Origin of the sequence: Janthinobacterium sp. AD80, assembly GCF_002878455.1 — a bacterium.
Taxonomy (GTDB): domain Bacteria; phylum Pseudomonadota; class Gammaproteobacteria; order Burkholderiales; family Burkholderiaceae_D; genus Janthinobacterium.
In genome coordinates this window covers 1-18,877 of the sequence record NZ_NRDQ01000181.1, presented here as the reverse complement: position 1 = coordinate 18,877, position 18,877 = coordinate 1, and the positions used below count along the sequence as shown (strand labels likewise).

Here is an 18,877-nt window from a genome sequence, read left to right as displayed (position 1 = left end):
ACCGGCGACGCTGACGAGCAGCTTGCGGCGGGAGGTGACTTCTTCGGCTTCGATTTTCTTCGACATGATGCGGTTCCTTCGGGGATGGGGGAGGGAGGCCGGTGATGGCCCGGACCGGTGATGGCATCGGCCAGTCTAGGCCTTTGCGCGCGCCGGCGCCTCTGCCAAAAGACCAGTCGCGCCGTGCCGCCCGCCTGCCTATGATGGCTGGCAGCGGCGCGCCGCGCCGACTGGCTTTCCCACTGGAGCGATCATGAAGAACAACTGGATGGCGGCGCTGGCCGGCCCCTTTTTACCCGACGCGGGTATGCTGTTTGCGCGCGTCGCCGGCGCGCTGCTGGTGCTGCACGTGCATGGCCTGCCCAAGCTGCTGCACTTTTCCGAGGAACTGGCACACATCGACGACCCGCTGCACCTGGGCCGTGCCCTCACCCTGTACTGCGCCCTGTTCGCGGAAATCCTCTGCCCGCTGCTGGTCGCCGCCGGCTTGCTGACGCGCCTGGCCTGCCTGCCCCTGCTGTTCCTGCTGGGCGTATCGATGCTGCTGGTGCACCCCGACTGGAGCATCGCCGACGGCCAGTTCGGCTGGCTGCTGATCATCGTCTTTGGCACGGTTGCCATCAGCGGGGCGGGCAAGTATTCGGTCGATGCGCGTTTGCGGGCGTAAGAGCTGATGTCGAGCGTGTGTCGGATTACGCGGCGTTGCGCCGCTAATCCGAACTACCCCCTATTCAATCACGCAGGTCGGATTAGCGGGGCCGCCGAGGCGTCGCGTAATCCGACTCCGCCACCATCACCACCGCCATCAGACCACGAACTCCCGGTGCGCATCCGGCTTGTGCGCCAGCAGCAGCGATAATTTCTTCAGGGCGCCGGCCAGGCGCGCGCGGTCGCGGATGCTGCCCAGCGAAATGCGGATGGCGTTCGGCGGGCGGCTGTCGTAGAAGGCGTCCGATGCCGTGACGGCGACGCCCTGGGCGCGCGCTGTGGCGGCCAGTTCGCGCGAGGTCCAGTAGCTGGGCAGCGAGAACCAGACATGGATGCCGTCGCTGCGCGGGTGCGTGCTGCCCGTCAGGATGGTGCGGATGACGTCCTGGCGCGCGTCCGCCTCGCTGCGTATGCCGGCCAGCAGCGCGTGCGCCGAACCGTCGTGTATCCATTGCGTCGCCAGCGCCGTCGTCAGCGGCGTGGCCATCAGGGAGAACGATCGCAGCGCCTGCAGCAGGCGCTCGCGCAGCTGCGCGTCGGGCACCAGTGCATAGGCCATGCGCAAGCCGGGCGCCAGGCATTTCGACAGGGTGGCGATATACGACACGTGGCCAGGGGCGTAATGCGCCAGCGGCGGCGGCGCGTCGGACGCCAGCAGCCAGTACGGATCGTCCTCGATGATGTGCATGCCGCAGCGTATGGCCACTTGCGTGATGGCCAGGCGGCGCGCGGCCGGCATGGTGTGCGCCGTCGGATTTTGCAGGGTGGGATTCAGGTAGACGAGGCGCGCATGGTGCTTGCGGCTGGCTTTTTCCAGCGCCTCGGGCAGCATGCCGTCCGCATCCGTTTCCACGACGATGAGCTTGCGGTTCAGCTGCCCTGCCGCCGAGCGCAGGCCCGGGTACACGGCGCCTTGCGTGAGGATGGCGTCGCCGGGCCGGCTCAGGGTCAGGATCAGCGCCGCCAGTGCCGCCTGCGCGCCCGGGCAGGCCACCACGTGTTCCGCATCGATGTCGCCGAACATGGGGGCGAGCCAGACGGCGCCCGCCGCGCGGTCGGCCTTGCCGCCGCCGCCCAGGTGATAACTCATCAATAAATCGCTGTCCGTGCGCATCAGTACCTGCGCCACACCCTGTTTCAACAGGTCGTCGAAATCCACGCCCACGGGCGGCGGCGGGATATTCATGCTCAGGTCCAGCATCTGCGTCAATTCCACTTTTGGCGCGGCCACGTAGGTGCCGCGCGCGCCTTGTCCTTCCAGCAGGTTGCGGCGCTTGGCTTCGTCATAGGCGCGCGTCACCGTCGTCAGATCAATCTGGAACAGCGCGGCCAGACTGCGCTGCGGCGGCAGGCGGTCGCCCGGGCGCAGGCTGCCATCGGACAGCGCGCGCTCGAGCATGTCGGCGATCTGCAGGTAGCGCGGACCGCCGTGCTGCACGAACGGCGTGATCCAGGCACTGGCCTGGCTTTCTTTTTGTATGGATTTTGACTTGGACATTTTTTCTTAATGTATGGGTATTGCTTCCCGTAATTATGGGGAAGCACTGTGAAAAGATCCATACATTTCATGCGTGAGCAGACTTTTATCTTTACGTAAGGTCCATGCATAACTGATCGTATTCTTCCCCACGACGCCTGGACGCTGCCGGGCATTTGCCCTGCTGCATGGCGCTGCTGGCGCTGAGCGGCACAAATCGCCGCCAGCCCTGTTCAATTGCGCGGCATGCGGCGCTGCGGCGCCAGTTGTGCCACATCGAGTCCGAATGCCAGCATGTCATCCGGTACCGGCTTGCCGTGAAGGAGGGCAGCGGCCAGCCGGCCTACGGCAGGCGCCGTCTGTATGCCGTAGCCGCCCAGGGCGGCCAGCCAGAAAAAACCGGGCAGTTGCGCATCAAAACCGACGACCGGATTGCGGTCGGCAACGAAGCTGCGCAAACCGGCCCAGCTATTCTTGACGCGCCGGATCTCCAGCGTGCTGGCCTCGGCGATGCGCTCGATGGCGATGGCAATGTCGATATCCTCCGCCCAGGCATCGCAGGGGGCGCTTGGCGTTTCATCGGCGGGCGAGATCAGCAGGCAGCCGGCGTCCGGCTTGAAATAAAAGCCTTCGCCGATGTCGATGGTCAGCGGCCAGTGCTCGGGATGCAGGTTGGCCGTGATGCCCTGCGGCAGTTCAGCAATGCAGGCGCTGCGTTTCAGCGGCATGATGCCGATGGGCGCGGCGCCGGCCAGTTGCGCGACTTCGTCGACCCAGGCGCCGGCGGCATTCACGATGGTGCTGGCGCTGAACGTGCCGGCGCCCGTGGTAATGTGCCAGGCAGCATCTGCACGGCGCAGTGCGCTGACGGACGCATCGCACAGCACGCGTCCGCCTTGGGTCCGCAGGGCGCGCAGATAGCCCTGGTGCAGGGCATGCACGTCCATGTCGCAGGCATCTTGCTCGTATAGCGCCGCCGCCAGATAGCCGGGACGCAGGCACGGTGACAATTGCATGGCCTGTTCAACGGATACCATGCGCGTACCGGCGGCCACGTCGGGCAGGGCGGCGAACGCCTGCAGCGCGGCGACCTGGCCCGCATGCGCGATGTACAGCACGCCGCGCGGCGTGAGCAGGGGCGTTTCGCAAAATCCCGCTGGCGGATCGAACAGGAAGGCGCGGCTGGCGCGTGACAGGGCGCGGATTGCGGCACTGCCGTAAATTGCCGAAAACAGCGCGGCCGAGCGGCCCGTGGCGTGGTAGCCTGGCTGGCTTTCGCGTTCCAGTACCAGTACCTTGAGTTCGCCGGCAAGATTGGCCGCCAGTGCGGCGCCGGCCATGCCGCCGCCTATCACCGCCACATCATAATGAGTTTCCTGCATTGTTTTTCCTCGTTGTCAACGGTCGTTACCTGTCCAGCCAAGGCCGTTAGTGCACGGCGCGCGTTACCCGCCACAGGCGCCAGTACAGCCCGATCGCCAACAGGGCCACAGGCACGGCGGCCAGCGTCATGGCGTCGCCAACCTTCAGGGGATCGTTGAAGACGTGGTCGTTGATCCATGGCGTCAGGCTGGTGCCGAGACCGACGCCGAGCATGATATTGCCGAAGGACGCCAGTGCAATGGCCACGCCGCGCATGTGATTGGGGACGATGTCTTGCAGCGCGGTGATGGCGATGATCGCGGCTGCGGCTGACATCATTGCCCACCAGGCATTGCCGAGCAAGACCACGCCGGCGCTGCCGGCCAGGCCGCAGAAAGCGCCGGGCAGGCCCAGCAGGACAGCGGCGAACGCCACTGTAAAGCGCGCCGCATTGCCTTTGCGTGCCACCAGGCGATCGGCCAGCAAGCCGCCGCCAAAGACGCCGACGGCCGCGCCGACGATGCTGGCCGCGCCAAACAGTTCGCCGATCTGCCCCGCATCCCAGCCGAAGCGGCGCGACAGCAGGGCCGGTATCCAGTTCCCCATGGCGGCATCGCATACGCCCAGCAATGCCATGCCGAAGTACAGGGGCAGCAAGATGTGGCGCAGTTTGACGAAGTCGGCCAGCACTTCCTTCAGCGGCAGCGGCGCCGCGCTTTCCTGGCCTGCGTGCAGGCGGCGCGCAGGCTCGCGCACCGTCAGCAGCAACAACACCATCAGCGCTCCCGGCAGGGCCATCAGCACCAGCACCGCGCGCCAGGCGGGCAGTTCGCGCAAGTACGGCACGCCCGCCACGAGGCCATGCTGGACCGCATGCAACGCGCCGCCGCCGATCATGATGGCGGCGCCGCTGCCGACCACCATGCCCAGCATGAAGACGCTGATGGCGGTGCCGCGCCGCTGCGGCGGGAAATAATCGCCGATCATCGACATGGCCGCTGGTGCCAGGCAGGCTTCGCCGATGCCGACAAAGATGCGTGCGATGAACAGCGCCTGGAAGCTGTGCACATAGGCGCAGGCGACGGTGGCCAGGCTCCAGACGGTGACGCCGGCGATGATGACGATGCGGCGCGGGAATATATCGGCCGCGCGCCCCAGCGGCAAGCCGGCAATGGAATAGATCAGCACGAAAGCGAGGCCCTGCAACAGGCTGACCTGCGTATCGCTGATCGCCAGGTCGGCGCGCACGGGATCGATCAGCAGCGTCAGAATTTGCCGATCCGTGTAGGACAGCACGGCCGCCAGTGCGAACACGGCCAAGGCCCACCAGGCGTGGCTGGCGCGTGGCCACGGCCGGGCTGTGATGGCGGCGGGATGCGTCATGTGGCGACTGCGCGGTGAAGGTTGTGCATGGACGGCTCTCCGGGATGATGATCAATGGCTCAGAACTGCATGTCGACTGCCATGCCGATGGTACGCGGCTGCGGGCGGTTGGCCGAATACTGGCTCACCGCGCCGCTGAGGGCATTCGTGATGGGGCTGATACTGCTCAGTTTCTGGTTGTTCGCCAGGTTCTTGGCATACAGGCGCACGGTCCACGCGTCCTTCGATACATCCGCATTCAGGTTCAAGGTGCCGAAGCTGGCCAGGGTGAGCGACCTGGCAGGATTGACGGCGCTTTGGCGTTCGCCTATCCAGCTGTAGCCGCCGCCCACATGGCCGGCCCAGCCATCGGGCAGGCTGAAGTTGTAGTCGCTCGTCAGCGCCGCGTTCCAGCGCGGCGTGCCAGGCAGCCGGTCACCTTTCCCGGCTTTCAGCTTGGGCGCATCTTCGCTCAGGTAGGCGGCCGTATAGCCGATCACGAGGCCCAGGCGCCAATCCTGCGTGGCCTTGTACTGGCTGCTCAGTTCCACGCCACGGCTTTGCGCCTTGCCCGCATTGGCGGCATAGCTCAGTCCATTGTCTGTCGACGTGGAAATCTGGATGTCTTTCCAGTCGATCTGGTAGGCCGCCAGCTCGATGGATGCGCGGCGATTCAGGAACGATGACTTGATGCCCGCTTCGTAATTGATCAGGCTATCCGAGTTGACAGTCGATGGCACGCCAGGCAGTGCAATATTCGGACCACCGGGGCGGTAGCCGGTGGCGACCCGCACGTACAGCATGCTGTCGGCGCTGAGCAGATAGCGCGGGCTGAGCATATAGGTCGTGACGCTTTCTGATGAGCTGGAAGGCGGCGCCGTATTCGGCACCGCACCGAGCAGTGCCAGGGCGCTGCGGGGATCGACGATTTGCTGATAGCGCTGGCGGTTTTTCGCATGGCGCAACCCTGCGCTGATATCGAAGCGGTCGCTGAACTTATAGCCCAGATTACCGAATACGGCGGCCTCCTTGTAGGATGAGGGCATGGCGACGATCAGCAGGGGATCGAGCACGGGAATCGATGCGCCTGCCATTGTTTGCGCCGTAGCCGTCTGCGCTTGCGTGCCATCTTCCTTGGTATAGAACGCGCCGGCCAGCCATTCCAGCTTGCCGCCTGGCTTGGACATCAGCCGAAATTCCTGGGTGATTTTTTTGCTGCCGATATCGAGCGGAAAGCGCGACTTGCCGATGGGGGCATCCACACCGAGCATTTTCCCCAGGTCGGGGAGGGCGACGCCGAATTCATGGCTGATATCCGTGGGGGCACTGGTGTTTTCCCTGGAGTGGCTGGTGGCGGAAGTAAAATCGGCCCAGTGCAGATCCCAGTTCAAGGTCGCCGAATAATAGTTGATATCGCGCTCAAACGGTTCACCGAACAGTTTATTGTTGCTGTAGCTACCGTAAATCGCCTGCCTGTTGTTCTTGTCCAGGGTGATCAGCGAATTGTCGTTGGCATCGATTTTCTGCCGGATCGCCGACAGCTTCAGACTGACATCCTCGCTGGCCTGCCATAGCAGGGCCAGGCGGCCGCCCTGCTGCTTGCTGCGGTTGATGCCTCGCGCGCCCGTGACGGCATTGCCGACCCAGCCCGGCGTCTGGTTGCTGGCAAGCGAGGCGCGCAAGGCCAGCGTGTCTTTGATCAGCGGGATATTCACGCCGGCATGCATGTCCCGGCCAGAGCCCTGGCCGCCTTTGACGGACGACATGCCGCCGCCGATGCGCCCTTCCAGGTGTTTCAGGTCGGGATCGATGGTGACGTATTTCAGCAAGCCGCCCATCGAACTGGCGCCGTACAGGGTGCCTTGCGGGCCGCGCAGCACTTCCACCCGCGCAATATCGTAGGGCAGCATGTCGAGTACCAGGCCCGCGCCTTTCTGGATATTGTTGCTGGAACCGACCGGCGTATCGTCAAGATATGTCCCCACCACGGGACCGGGGCCAAGATTGCCGATGCCGCGGATCTTGACGGCCGTTTTCCCCGGCGTGCCGCCGTTTTCAATCTGCACGCCCGGCAGATAGCCGTTCAGGTCGCTTAACTGCGTCACATGCTGGTTTTCCAGCTGCTGCGCGCCGATCACGCTCACGGAGGCCGGCACCTTGCTGGCGCTTTCCTTGCGTTTTTGCGCGCTGATGACGACCGAATGCAACTGCCCTGCCTCTTCCGTGCCGCTCGTGCCAGCGGTGCGGTCCTGTGCAAAGGCCGCGTCCGGCATGATGCTGAATGCCAGCAGCGTGGCGTAAGCCAGGGGTGTGAGTCGCCGCTTGTCGTGTGCCTGGTGCATGGTATCTCCCTGGGGGTGCATGAGTGGATGGCAAGGAATTTTCATTATTGGTATAAATTTTTCTGATTTCGAAAAATTTATCCTGTTTGTAATGTATTCTCTGTAATGCGAAATATCAAACGAAATTGTGCGATCTGTTGTTTTGTGTGCCGCCGGCGCACGCGGCAAGCCACCGCACCCACCGGAAAACAGGAGGCAATATGCGTATCTTCAGCGCCGGCATCATCACCGAAACCAATACCTTCGCACCGTGGCCAACGGGCATGCGCGGCTTTCAAGAGGGCGGTCTGTTTCATGGCAATGCCAGCCGCGATGCAGAGGGCATGGAAAGCCAGGTGGTGCGTATCTTCCGCGACCTGGCGCAGGCCGATGGCCATACCTTCGTCGAGGGACTGTTTGCCACGGCCCAGCCTTCCGGCCCGACCTTGCAAAGGGACTGGGAAAGCTTGCGCGACGAGGTGGTCGGCGCGGCCAGCGAGCAGGGGCCGTTCGACGTGATCCTGCTATTGCTGCACGGCGCGATGGTGGCGACAGAATGCGATGATTGCGAAGCCGACCTGGTGACGCGCCTGCGCGAGGCTGGCGGGCCGCACACGGTAATCGGCGTGGAACTCGATCCGCACTGCCACCTGTCGCAAGCGCTGCTCGACGTGGCCGATGCCGTAATCCTGATGAAGGAGTACCCGCATACGGACTATGTGCCGCGGGCGCGGGAACTGTATGCCCTGTGCACCGCGCAGGCAGCCGGCCAGGTGCGGCCCCGTTCGGCCCTGTTCGACCTGCGCATGATCGGCTTTTATCCGACCGGTGCGGAACCGATGGCAGGCATGCTGCATGCCATGCGCGAGGCGGAGCAGCGTCCGGGCATCCTGTCCGTGAGCTTTGTGCATGGTTTTCCGTGGGGAGATACGGCCGATACCGGTTCGAAGATGCTCGTCATCGCGCATGGTTCGCAGGAACTGGCGGCACGCACGGCGGAGGAACTCGGCATGCATATTTACCGGCAGCGAGAGGCCTTGTTGCCGCGCATGCCCACGATCGACACGGCGCTGGACGAGGCCAGCAAGATGCCGGGACTGAGCGTGCTGGCCGATACGGCCGACAATCCCGGCGGTGGCGCGCCGGGCGACAACGTCAGCCTGCTGCGCGCGATGCTGGCGCGCGGCGTCACGCAGGCAGCGTTCGGCGCGGTATGGGATCCGATGGCGGTGCAGGCCTGTGTCGAAGCCGGGGTCGGCGCCAGTTTTCAGCTGCGCCTGGGAGGCAAGTGCGGCGTCGCTTCCGGCGCTGCGCTCGATCTGCCGGTGACGGTGCGCGCCATCCGCGAGCGGCATGACCAGGTTGGCCTGGGCATGTCGCGCTGCCAGATGGGCACCTCCGTATGGTTCGATTGCGCAGGTGTCGATGTGGTGGTCAATTCGATTCGTACCCAGGTGTTTTCACCCGACGCTTTTACGGGCCTGGGTATCGACCTCGATGGAAAACGCCTGGTGGCGGTCAAATCGAGCAACCATTTTCGTGCCGGCTTCGCCCCGCTTGCCGCGCGCATGATTGCCGTTGCCACCACGGGCGCCATCCAGATGAATTTTGCCGAAATCGATTATCAGCGGCGGCGCGACCTGCACTTTTTCCCGCGCGTGCACGATCCGCTGGCGCGCGATTAGGCGTTTTTCGTTTTGCGTTTCGCCCTGGCCGGTTTGGCGACCGACGAGGCTTGCGCCGGCGCGCCGCCGCTCACCTGTTCCATCAGCTGTGCTTCGCTGGCCGAGCAAATCGACAGCACGCGGCAGGGGCCGTCGCCGACGGCCAGATAGGCGTGTGCCATGCCGCTGTCGAAATAGATCGAATCGCCTTTTTCCAGGCGGGTCGGCGCATACATGTCGGTATGCAGATCGACGGTGCCTTCCAGCACGTAGGTGTATTCCTCGCCGGAGTGGCGTACCAGCTTGCCGAACTCCTGCAGCGTGCGTGCATGCAGTTCAGCAATGATGGGCACGAAGCGTTTATTCAGCAAATCCGTGGCCGGGTACAGGTGAAAGTAACTGCTGGTCTCCAGCGCATGCCCTTCGCCGGCGCGCGTGATGCTGCGCCGGCCGCTGACGGCGGCGGGGGCGGCGCTGGCGTCGCCGGCAAAAAATTCGGCGATGTCCATGTCCAACGCCTGGCATAGCCGCGTCAGCTTGTCGTAATTGAGCGACATCTTGCCATTTTCAATCTTGGACAAGGTCGAGACAGGCAAGCCGGCCCGCCGCCCCGCCTCGCTCAGCGTCCAGCCGCGATCCTTGCGCAGCTTGCGCAGAGTGAGGCCAGGGTTGGCGGCGGCGGTATCGTGTTTCTGGTTCATGGAAGGCAAGGTTGATGTCATGAACAACAACCATACCATTCCATAGGGGGTTTTGATAGTTTGCTTCAATGTATAATTTTTCAAAATTAGAAAATTATTGACATTAGTGAAAAAATCCATGCATCATGCGGATAGGGGCCTGGTGCTGTGCCGGGGCACATTTATTCTATTTTGCAGGGGTCAGTTTGATGAAGCACATTGTCTGTAGCGTCCTGGCCGCGGCCATGGTCCTGTTTGCACCGCCGGGCACCGCCCAGGAGCCGCCTGCGCCTGCCGCGCCGCCGCTTACCTCGCAGGATGCGGGCGCCTGGCTCGACGGCTTGCTGCCCTATCTGCTGAAGAAGAACGATCTCGCCAGCGCGGTCGTCGTCGTGGTCAAGGATGGCGAGGTGCTGCTGGCCAAGGGCTATGGCTATGCCGACGTGGCGGCAAAAAAGCCGGTGGACCCGGCTACCACCCTGTTCCGCCCCGGTTCGGTCTCGAAGACCTTCATGTGGACGGCGGTGATGCAACTGGTGGAGCAGGGCAAGATCAACCTCGACCTGGATGTGAACGCCTACCTGGATTTCACCATTCCGCCGCGCGAGGGCCAGCCCATCACGATGCGCCAACTGATGACGCATACGCCAGGATTCGAGGAAATCGCGAAAAACCTGTTTACCCGGGATGCGAAGATGGTGGACAACGGCGCCTGGCTGAAAACCTGGGTGCCCGAGCGCGTTTTTGCGCCGGGCACGGTGTCGGCCTATTCGAACTACGGCGCGGCATTGGCCGGCTACATCGTGCAGCGGGTATCGGGCCAGCCGTTCGACGATTATATCGAGCAGCATATTTACCAGCCGCTGGGCATGCGGCATGCGACGTTCCGCCAGCCCCTGCCAGCCAATCTGCAGGCCGATATGGCGCTCGGCTATGTCAGGGCCAGCCAGCCGGCACGGCCGTTTGAATTCGTCGTGCCACCGCCGGCCGGCAGCATGTCGGTGAGCGGCACCGACATGGCACGCTACATGATCGCGCACCTGCAGGATGGCCGCTACGGCGAGCAGCGCATCCTGCGCGCGGAAACGGCGCAGCAGATGCATCGTACGGAACACTATTCGGTGCCTGGCTTGCTGCCGATGGCATTGGGCTTTTATCGCAATGACCGCAACGGCCAGACCATGATCGGCCATGGCGGCACCACCGAGCTGTTTCATAGCGATATGGCGCTGATGCTCAAGCAAAATGTGGGGATCTTCCTGTCTGTGTCGGGCGGCGCCAATGGCGGTGGGATAGGGCGCCTGGTCATCAATGGCATGCTTGACCGTTATTTTCCGGCGGCGCCGGATAAGCGGCCGGCACTGGCAACCGCGCGCACGCACGGCGCCTTTCTGGCGGGCCGCTATCTGAGCAGCCGGGTGCCGGTGTCCAATTTCCTGTCGATCCTGAACCTGCCCTCGCAAATGACCGTCAGCGTGGACGCGGAAGGCCTGTTGGTGACGCCGGCGTTCAAGGATCTGGCTGGCCAACCGCGGCGCTGGCGCGAGGTGGCGCCGTTCATCTGGCGTGACGTCAACGGTGGCAGCCGGCTCAGTGCTGTGATGCAGAACGGCAAGGTTCGCTGGCTGGCAACCGATGAGTCCGCACCGATCATGGCGTTCCTGCCGGTGCCCGCCTGGCAATCGGCGGCCTGGAACCTGCCCCTGTTCTACTTCTCGTTCGCGGTGCTGCTGGCCAGCGTCGCCCTGTGGCCGATCGGCGCCCTGATCAACCGTTCTTACGGCGAGCCATCGGCGCTGATGCCGCCGGCACGGCGCTATTTCCGCTGGAGCCGTATCGCGGCGCTGCTGCACGTGCTGTTCTATGCGGGCTGGTTCTGGATATTGCAGCAAATGGATGACAGCATCGCGAATATGAACGATGGCCTGGACGGCACAATCCGCATCGTGCAAGTGATCGGCGTATTCGCCCTGCTCGGCATCGTCCCGATGCTGGCGAATGTCGGCCATGCCTGGCGGGAGAACGGCGGCTGGTGGCGCAAACTGAACAGCCTTGTGCTCGTCGTGGCGGGGTTCGCAACACTTTGGTTTGCCTTCAGCTTGCACCTGCTGAACCTGCATTTGAACTATTGACATCGTTGTATCGCAAGGACAATCCCCGCCCGCCCCACCAGGCCGGCGGGGATTGTTATTTCTGACAGGCATTTAAGTCTGTGCTTCAACGTGTGGCAGCGCACGGTGGCGCCTGGCGTGGGCGATTAAGGTAGTGCCAACAGCTTGCTGCTGATCCACTGTTTGATATGGCTCAGCCCGGCAGCGTTTAGCCGCTTCTATTTTCCCGGAAGCGGGGAGAATCATGATTCGGTCACGGCATCGAGCATGGTTGGATTTGTTACTTCACCACTACAAGGAAACCAACATGAACGCGATAGAAAAAGCCAGCTCCGACCTGAACGGTACGGCCCAGGATACCCGTAAGGATTTGCATAGCGCCATCGACAAGGTGGCAAACCAGGCCCAGCCTCTGGCCGACAAGGTGGCCACGCGCGCCCATGACGGCGTGGACCAGGTGGGCGACCGCATCGACCAGGTCAGCGATAGCGTAAACAAGGCTTCCGAGCGCCTGATGGCGCGCGGCAAGCAGCTGGGTGCCGCCTGCCAGCGCGCCGGTGAAACGGGCCGCGGCTACGTGCGCGAGCGCCCGGCCGTATCCCTGCTGATTGCGGCAGCGGCCGGTTATGGCCTGTCTAAATTGCTGGGTTCGCGCAAATAAGTCCGACGCGATCCTGTCAAGGATAGCGCGTGGGGGGGCTGGCCCGGTTTGCCATCGTGGCGGACCGGGACTGCGCCCGCGCGCGCAAGGTAGTAGCAGGCAGTAAAGGAGAGTGATGATGCGCTCCATTTTGTTGTGGTTGATCGGCATACCTATTCCCATCATTATTTTGATTGCCCTGTTCGTGCGCTGAATGAGGGAGTTGTAGCGTTCTCCCGGGGCAAATTACTCACAGGAGACGTAATGGCTACCAGCAAGAAAACGCCGTCCACGGACGGTGCGGGTTCCGTATTGAGCAGCATGTCCGGCCCATCCGAGACAGATCCGCCGCAGAGCCTGGGCAGCAGCAACCCCAATGCGGCGGCCCTGCTCGTCAAGGCGGCCAGCGGCCAGGCGCTATCTGCCGCCATGCCCGACAATCCCAAGGAAGCCGGCCAGTATGGCGACGCCGCGCGCACGCCGCAGGAAGGCATCCACGTGGCCGCCGGCGACCCGCTGGCCACGGCCAGCACCACGGGCGAGACGACGCCATCGCCGAAAGTCGGCGACGGTGCGCCGGCCCTGGGCGAAAACGCCGCGAATGCCTCGCTGGACCGCGCCCGCGCCGACGACAGCGGCCGCGTGCTGACGACGAATCAGGGCGTGCCCGTGGGCGACAACCAGAATTCGCTGAAGGCGGGCTTGCGCGGCCCCACCCTGATGGAAGATTTCATCCTGCGTGAAAAGCTCACGCATTTCGACCACGAGCGCATTCCCGAGCGCGTCGTGCATGCGCGCGGCTCGGCCGCCCATGGCTACTTCGAATGCTACAAGGAGCAAAGCAGGCATACGCGCGCCGCGCTGTTTTCCAAGGCGGGCAAGCGCACGCCTGTCTTCGTGCGCTTTTCCACGGTGGCCGGCGAGCGCGGTTCGACCGACACGGCGCGCGACGTGCGCGGCTTTGCCGTGAAGTTTTATACGGACGAAGGCAACTGGGACCTGGTGGGCAACAACATCCCCGTCTTCTTCATCCAGGATGCGATGAAATTTCCCGACCTGGTCCACGCCGTCAAGCCCGAGCCGCACAACGGCATGCCGCAGGCGGCCAGCGCGCACGACACCTTCTGGGATTTTGCCTCGCTGTCGCCGGAAATCACGCACATGCTGATGTGGGTCATGTCCGACCGCGCCATCCCGCGCAGTTACCGGATGATGCAGGGCTTCGGCGTGCATACTTTCCGTCTCGTGAATGCCAAGGGGCAGTCGGTCTTCTGCAAATTCCACTGGTCGCCCCTGGCCGGCACGCATTCGCTGGTGTGGGACGAAGCCGTCAAGATCAGCGGCGCCGATTCGGATTTTCACCGGCGCGACCTGTGGGAAGCCATCGAGTGCGGCGACTATCCGGAATACGAGCTGGCTTTCCAGATTTTCACGGAAGAACAGGCCGAGGCATTTCCCTTCGATGTGCTCGACCCCACCAAGCTGATCCCCGAGGAACTGGTGCCGCTGATCCCTGTCGGCAAGATGGTCCTGAACCGCAACCCGGACAATTTCTTTGCCGAGACGGAGCAGGTGGCTTTCTGCACGGCGCACATCGTGCCCGGCATCGATTTCAGTAACGACCCGCTGCTGCAGGGCCGCATCCACTCGTATGTGGACACGCAGATCACGCGCCTGGGCGGCGCCAATTTCCACGAAATTCCCATCAATTCGCCGCTGGCGCCCCTGCACAACAACCAGCGCGACGGCATCCACCGCCAGGCCATCAACCGGGGCAGGGTGGCATATGAACCCAATTCGCTGGCGGGCGGCTTTCCCTACCAGGCGGGCGCCAGGGGCTTCAACAGCTTTCCCGCCTCCGCCGAGGGCGACAAGGTGCGCGGCAAGCCCGAGAAATTCGCCGAGCATTACGCCCAGGGGCGGCTGTTCTGGATCAGCCAGACGCCCGTCGAACAGGACCATATCGTGCATGCGTTCCGCTTCGAGCTGAGCAAGGTGCAGACGGTGGCCATCCGCAAGCGCATCGTGGCCATGCTGCGCAATGTCGATGAAACCCTGGCGCAGCGGCTGGCCGATGGACTGGGCCTGGCCTTGCCGGCGGCCATGCCGCCCGTCTTGCCGCAAGCGGTGCCCGTCTATCCGCCATCGCCGGCCCTGTCGCTGTTTTTCCGGCCCGGCAAAACAGGCATCCATACCTTGCGCGTGGCCATTCTGGTGGGGCCGGGCAGCGATGGCGCGCAGGTGCGCAGCATCTACGCCTCGCTGCTGGCCGACGGTGCCGTGCCACGCCTGGTGGGCAGCCACCTGGGCAAGGTCGACACGAGCGGCGGCGCGCCGCTGGCCGTGGAGATCTCGCTGGAGGCGGGGCCTGGCGTGCTGTTCGATGCTGTCGTGGTGCCGGACGGGCAGGGTGCCGTGCAGCAGCTGGCCGGCGATGCCAACGCGCTCGATTTCCTGCGCCTGCAGTACCGCCACTGCAAACCCATGCTGGCCATCGGCGCGGCCAAGGATTTGCTGGACAAGGCCGGCATACCGGCGTCGCTGCCCGATGGCCAGCCTGACCCCGCCATCTTCATCGTGGCCTCCAGCGAAGCGGTGAAAGCCGTTGCAGCGCTCAAAAAGGCGCTGGCCGCGCACCGGGCATTTGCGCGCGAGACGGACCCGCCCAGGGTGTGACGCAGGGCGCCAGCGCGCCGCATTGCGGGGGTGGCGGCTTGCTGTCGCCCCGCTGGCGGCATCGTGTCGTCGTATTTCTGTTGTAAACTCGGCATCCTTGGCTTCTTTCTTTTCTACTGGAGCCTTACCATGGATGACGACATGAAAATTGATGCAAGCACCGTTCGGCGCCTGCGCACGGAACGCGCCTGGTCGCAGGAGCAAATGGCGGCCAGCGCCGACGTCAGCCTGCGCACGATACAGCGGGTCGAAGCCGATGGCAGCGCGTCGAATGAAACGCGCATGGCGCTCGCTGCCGTCTTTGGCATCGACGTGCGCGCGCTGTCGCTGCGCGAGCCGGTGGCGCAAGACAGCCCGTTGCCGGTGGCGGCAGTTGCCGGCGCACCCGCCATGCGCTATCGCGTTGCGGCCGTGCTGGCCCTGCTGGCGGCGGGCGCCGCGCTGTTGTCGGCCTCCGGCTGGCTGGCGCCGGCTGCCATGCCCGCGGCATGCATGCTGGCTGTCGCCGCCACGCTGTATGCGGGCCTGGGCTGGTATTTTTCCGGGCAGGCGGCGCTGGCCACGCCAGCGCGCCGCACGCTGCAATTCGGCTTTGTCTTTGCCGCCCTGGCTCTGCTGTTTGCCAGTTTCAGCGCAACGCCGCGCGCCCTGGCCGTGGCCAGCCTGCAGATGACGCTGCTGGCCTGTGCGATCCGCTACGCGGCCGACTGGTATTTTTCGCGCCGGCGCGGCGGCAGCGCGAAAACGGGGACGTGAGCGCGGGGACGTGAGCGGCGGCACCCCAGCGTCCAGCAATGTAAACAATGAAAACGTCCTGCGGTGATATGCTGCTGACTAGAACTGTTCATTTGCCACTGTTTGCTTCACCACGGCACAGTGGCAGCAAGGAACGGCTTCAGCAAACCAGATCGCGATTGCCGCATGGACAAGTACACACCACGGACCTGGGGGCCGGGCGAACGCCCGACCTTGCCCGGGTCGCCATCGATGCCCGAACACTCGACGCCCAGGCGCGTCGCGTACTTCATCGTCGGCCTGATCGTCGCGCTGACGGGAGGCCTGGGCAACGGCCTGGTGACGGCGAACCTGCTGAACCTGCAAGGTTCGCTGGCCGCCTATGCCTATCAGATGCAGTGGCTGCCGGCCGCCTACGTGATGACCATCGTCTCGATGAATCTGCTGCTGGTGAAATTTCGCCAGCAGTTCGGCCTGCGCCTGTTTACGGAAGCTTTCCTGGTGCTGTACGCGCTCGTCACCTTCGCCCACCTGTACGCGAACAGCCTGTCGTCGGCCATCGCCGTGCGCGCCGCGCATGGCATGGTGGGCGGCGCGCTGGGGGTGCTGGGGCTGTACTACACCTTGCAGGCCTTTCCCGCCAAACACCGCCTGAAGGGCGTGGTGCTGGGCCTGGGCTTTGCCCAGCTGGCGCTGCCGCTGGCGCGCATTTTCACCTCCGAACTGCTGCAGATCGGCGAGTGGCACGGCTTGTACCTGTTCGAACTGGGGCTGGCCCTGCTGGCGCTGGGCTGCGTGCTGGCCCTGAAGCTGCCGCCCGGCGACCGCCTGCAAACCTTCGAACCGCTCGACTTCCTCACCTTTATCCTGTTCGCGCCCGGCATGGCCCTGCTGTGCGCCGTGCTGGCGCAGGGACGCACGGCGTGGTGGATGGAATCCGAATGGGTGGGCGTGAGCCTGGCCGGCGCCATCGTGCTGATCACGGCGGCCCTGGCCATCGAACATAATCGCGCGCGGCCCTTGCTCAACACGCGCTGGCTGACCACGGGCAAGATCGCCAAGCTGTTTTTATCGGTGCTGCTGTTTCGCATCGTGCTATCCGAATCGACGGGTGCCGTGGGCTTTCTGCAGGCGCTGGGCCTGAACACGGACCAGATGCAGAACCTGTTCATCGTGGTGCTGCTGGGGAGCGTGGCGGGCCTGGTGGCCAGCGCGCTGACAATCAACCCGGCGACCCTGAACCGCTCGCTGATGTTCGCGCTGCTGCTGATCGCCGTTGGTGCCCTGATCGACGCGCACGCCACCAGCCAGACGCGCCCCGTCAATATGTACATCAGCCAGTTCCTGCTGGCCTTTGGCGGCACGTATTTTCTCGGTCCCACCATGGTGGCCGGCATGGGCGCCGTGATCGCCGAACCGCGCAACCTGGTGAGTTTTTCCGTGATGTTTACCATGACGCAGAACCTGGGCGGCTTGCTCGGGGCGGCCATTGTCGGCACTATCCAGACGGCGCGTGAAAAATACCATTCCAGCTACCTGGTCGAAAACCTCACCCTGCTCGACCCGCAGGTGGCCGCCCGCGTGCAGTCGGGCGCGGCCGGCTACAGCGGCGTGCTGACGGATCCCGCCTTGCGCAGCGCCGAAGGCGTGGCGCGCCTGGGCGCCATCGCCACGCGCGAAGCCAATGTCCTCGCCTATAACGATGTTTTTCTGATGATCGCCGGCGTCGCCCTCGCCACCTTGCTGTGGATGCTGGTCAGCCAGTTCTGGACCCGCATCACCGTCGGCGCGCGGCGCCTGGTCGGCCCGGTGCGCGACGCGCAGACGGCCATGTCCATCGTCCCCATTACCAATTCGGAACCGAGCAATGACAGACAATAACACCACGCCACCTTCCGCCGTTCCACCTGCCGCACCTGCTCCGTCCGCGCCCGCGCCGGCATCCACGCCGCCGCAGCCAGACCGGCGCCACCAGTGGCTGTCCGCGCTGGCCTTTGCCGCCGTGGCCCTGGTGGGCGTGCTGATCGTGCTGTATGCATGGCGACTGCCGCCGTTCACCAGCCCCATCGTGACGACGGAGAACGCCACCGTGCGGGGGCAGGTAACCATCATCGGCACGCAGCTGTCCGGCTATGTCGTGGAGGTCACGGTGCAGGACTTCATGGACGTCAAGGAAGGGCAGCTGCTGGTGCGCATCGACGACCGCATTTACCAGCAGCGCTTTGAACAGGCGCAGGCGCAGCTGGCCGCGCAGCAGGCGGCGCTGTCGAACTGGGCGCAGCAAAAGGCCAGCGCGGAAGCGGGTATCGCCGTCAGCCAGGCGGTGATGGCAAATGCGGAAGCGCAGGCGCGCAAGGCCAGCGCAGACCTGAACCGGGTGGAGCAACTGGTGGCCGACGGTTCCCTGTCGCAGCGCGAACACGACCAGTCGCGCGCGGCGCAGGCGCAGATGGCGGCGGCGCTGGCGCAGGCCAGGGCCAACCTCGACATCGCACAGCAAAGCGCGCATTCCGTGGTGGTCAACAAGCTGTCGCTGGAGGCGGCCGTGGCGAACGCGCAGGCGGCCGTCAAGGCGGCGAAGATCGACCTTGATAACACGCGCATCGTGGCGCCGTCCGATGGCCAGCTGGGCCAGGTGGCGGTGCGCCAGGGCGCATACGTGAATTCGGGCGCGCAGCTGATGGCGCTGGTGCCGCGCCAGATGTGGGTGATCGCCAATTTCAAGGAAACGCAGATGAACGGCGTGCAGGAAGGGCAGAGCGCCACCTTCCACGTCGACGCGCTTGACGGCGCCGTGCTGACGGGACAGGTAGAGCGCATCTCGCCGGCCACGGGTTCCGAATTTTCCGTGCTGCCGGCCGATAATGCGACGGGCAATTACCTCAAGATTGCCCAGCGCATTCCCGTGCGCATCCGCATCGATCCGGGCCAGGCGAATGCGCGCCGCCTGGTGCCTGGCATGTCGGTGGTCGTCAGCGTCGATACGTCCGCCGTGCTGAACGACTCGGAGGACAATCCCGCGCCGCCGCCAGCGCCGAAGAAGGCCAGGCCATGAAGCGTCGGTATCTACTGATTGCCGGCGCGCTGGCGCTGGCCGGCTGTGCCGCCAACGCGCCGCCGCAGCCCGCATCGGCACTGCAG

Annotated in this window: 13 protein-coding genes; 8 read left to right on the top strand and 5 right to left on the bottom strand. The window is 64.4% G+C overall.

Annotated features, from left to right (window positions below):
- The first annotated feature begins 253 nt into the window (after positions 1-253).
- Positions 254-667, top strand: a complete 414-nt coding sequence (locus tag JaAD80_RS25515) for a DoxX family protein (RefSeq protein ID WP_219726880.1) — start codon at positions 254-256, stop codon at positions 665-667.
- 138 nt (positions 668-805) lie between these two features.
- On the opposite strand, the gene JaAD80_RS25510 is transcribed toward JaAD80_RS25515, so the two are convergent.
- The 4 genes from JaAD80_RS25510 to JaAD80_RS25495 all read right to left on the bottom strand — a co-directional run bounded on the left by JaAD80_RS25510 (position 806) and on the right by JaAD80_RS25495 (position 7,251).
- Complete coding sequence (locus JaAD80_RS25510) at positions 806-2,206, bottom strand: PLP-dependent aminotransferase family protein (protein WP_102298736.1); 1,401 nt, start codon at positions 2,204-2,206, stop codon at positions 806-808.
- Positions 2,207-2,418: 212 nt separating this feature from the next.
- Positions 2,419-3,567 (bottom strand): FAD-binding oxidoreductase, encoded by a 1,149-nt coding sequence (locus JaAD80_RS25505; protein ID WP_102298734.1) that lies wholly within the window; start codon positions 3,565-3,567, stop codon positions 2,419-2,421.
- A 46-nt stretch (positions 3,568-3,613) separates the two neighbouring features.
- Positions 3,614-4,930 (bottom strand): MFS transporter, encoded by a 1,317-nt coding sequence (locus tag JaAD80_RS25500; protein WP_102298732.1) that lies wholly within the window; start codon positions 4,928-4,930, stop codon positions 3,614-3,616.
- Positions 4,931-4,989: 59 nt separating this feature from the next.
- Positions 4,990-7,251 (bottom strand): TonB-dependent receptor, encoded by a 2,262-nt coding sequence (locus tag JaAD80_RS25495; protein ID WP_180979594.1) that lies wholly within the window; start codon positions 7,249-7,251, stop codon positions 4,990-4,992.
- Positions 7,252-7,451: 200 nt separating this feature from the next.
- Here JaAD80_RS25495 and JaAD80_RS25490 point away from each other — a divergent pair, with 200 nt between their 5' ends.
- On the top strand, positions 7,452-8,915 hold the full coding sequence (locus JaAD80_RS25490; protein WP_102298729.1) for a M81 family metallopeptidase: 1,464 nt from the start codon (positions 7,452-7,454) through the stop codon (positions 8,913-8,915).
- On the opposite strand, the gene JaAD80_RS25485 is transcribed toward JaAD80_RS25490, so the two are convergent.
- On the bottom strand, positions 8,912-9,595 hold the full coding sequence (locus JaAD80_RS25485; protein WP_102298727.1) for a helix-turn-helix domain-containing protein: 684 nt from the start codon (positions 9,593-9,595) through the stop codon (positions 8,912-8,914). The two genes, JaAD80_RS25490 and JaAD80_RS25485, sit on opposite strands and share 4 nt — an antisense overlap.
- Before the next feature lie 224 nt (positions 9,596-9,819).
- Between JaAD80_RS25485 and JaAD80_RS25480 the strand changes: the two genes are divergently transcribed.
- The 6 genes from JaAD80_RS25480 (at position 9,820) to JaAD80_RS25455 (ending at position 18,791) form a co-directional block, all read left to right on the top strand.
- Positions 9,820-11,706, top strand: a complete 1,887-nt coding sequence (locus JaAD80_RS25480) for a serine hydrolase (RefSeq protein ID WP_180979593.1) — start codon at positions 9,820-9,822, stop codon at positions 11,704-11,706.
- Between the two features lie 286 nt (positions 11,707-11,992).
- Positions 11,993-12,346, top strand: coding sequence for a YqjD family protein (locus JaAD80_RS25475; RefSeq protein WP_102298724.1), 354 nt, complete (start codon positions 11,993-11,995; stop codon positions 12,344-12,346).
- 243 nt (positions 12,347-12,589) lie between these two features.
- Positions 12,590-15,001, top strand: coding sequence for a catalase (locus JaAD80_RS25470; RefSeq protein WP_102298722.1), 2,412 nt, complete (start codon positions 12,590-12,592; stop codon positions 14,999-15,001).
- 141 nt (positions 15,002-15,142) lie between these two features.
- The gene (locus tag JaAD80_RS25465) at positions 15,143-15,757 is read left to right on the top strand and encodes a helix-turn-helix transcriptional regulator (RefSeq protein ID WP_180979592.1); all 615 of its coding nucleotides are present in this window, start codon (positions 15,143-15,145) and stop codon (positions 15,755-15,757) included.
- A 165-nt stretch (positions 15,758-15,922) separates the two neighbouring features.
- Complete coding sequence (locus tag JaAD80_RS25460; protein ID WP_180979591.1) at positions 15,923-17,617, top strand: MFS transporter; 1,695 nt, start codon at positions 15,923-15,925, stop codon at positions 17,615-17,617.
- Entirely contained in the window at positions 17,604-18,791 is a 1,188-nt protein-coding gene (locus JaAD80_RS25455; RefSeq protein ID WP_102298717.1) for an HlyD family secretion protein, read from the top strand. Before JaAD80_RS25460 ends, JaAD80_RS25455 begins: the two co-directional genes overlap by 14 nt.
- Positions 18,792-18,877 lie beyond the last annotated feature (86 nt).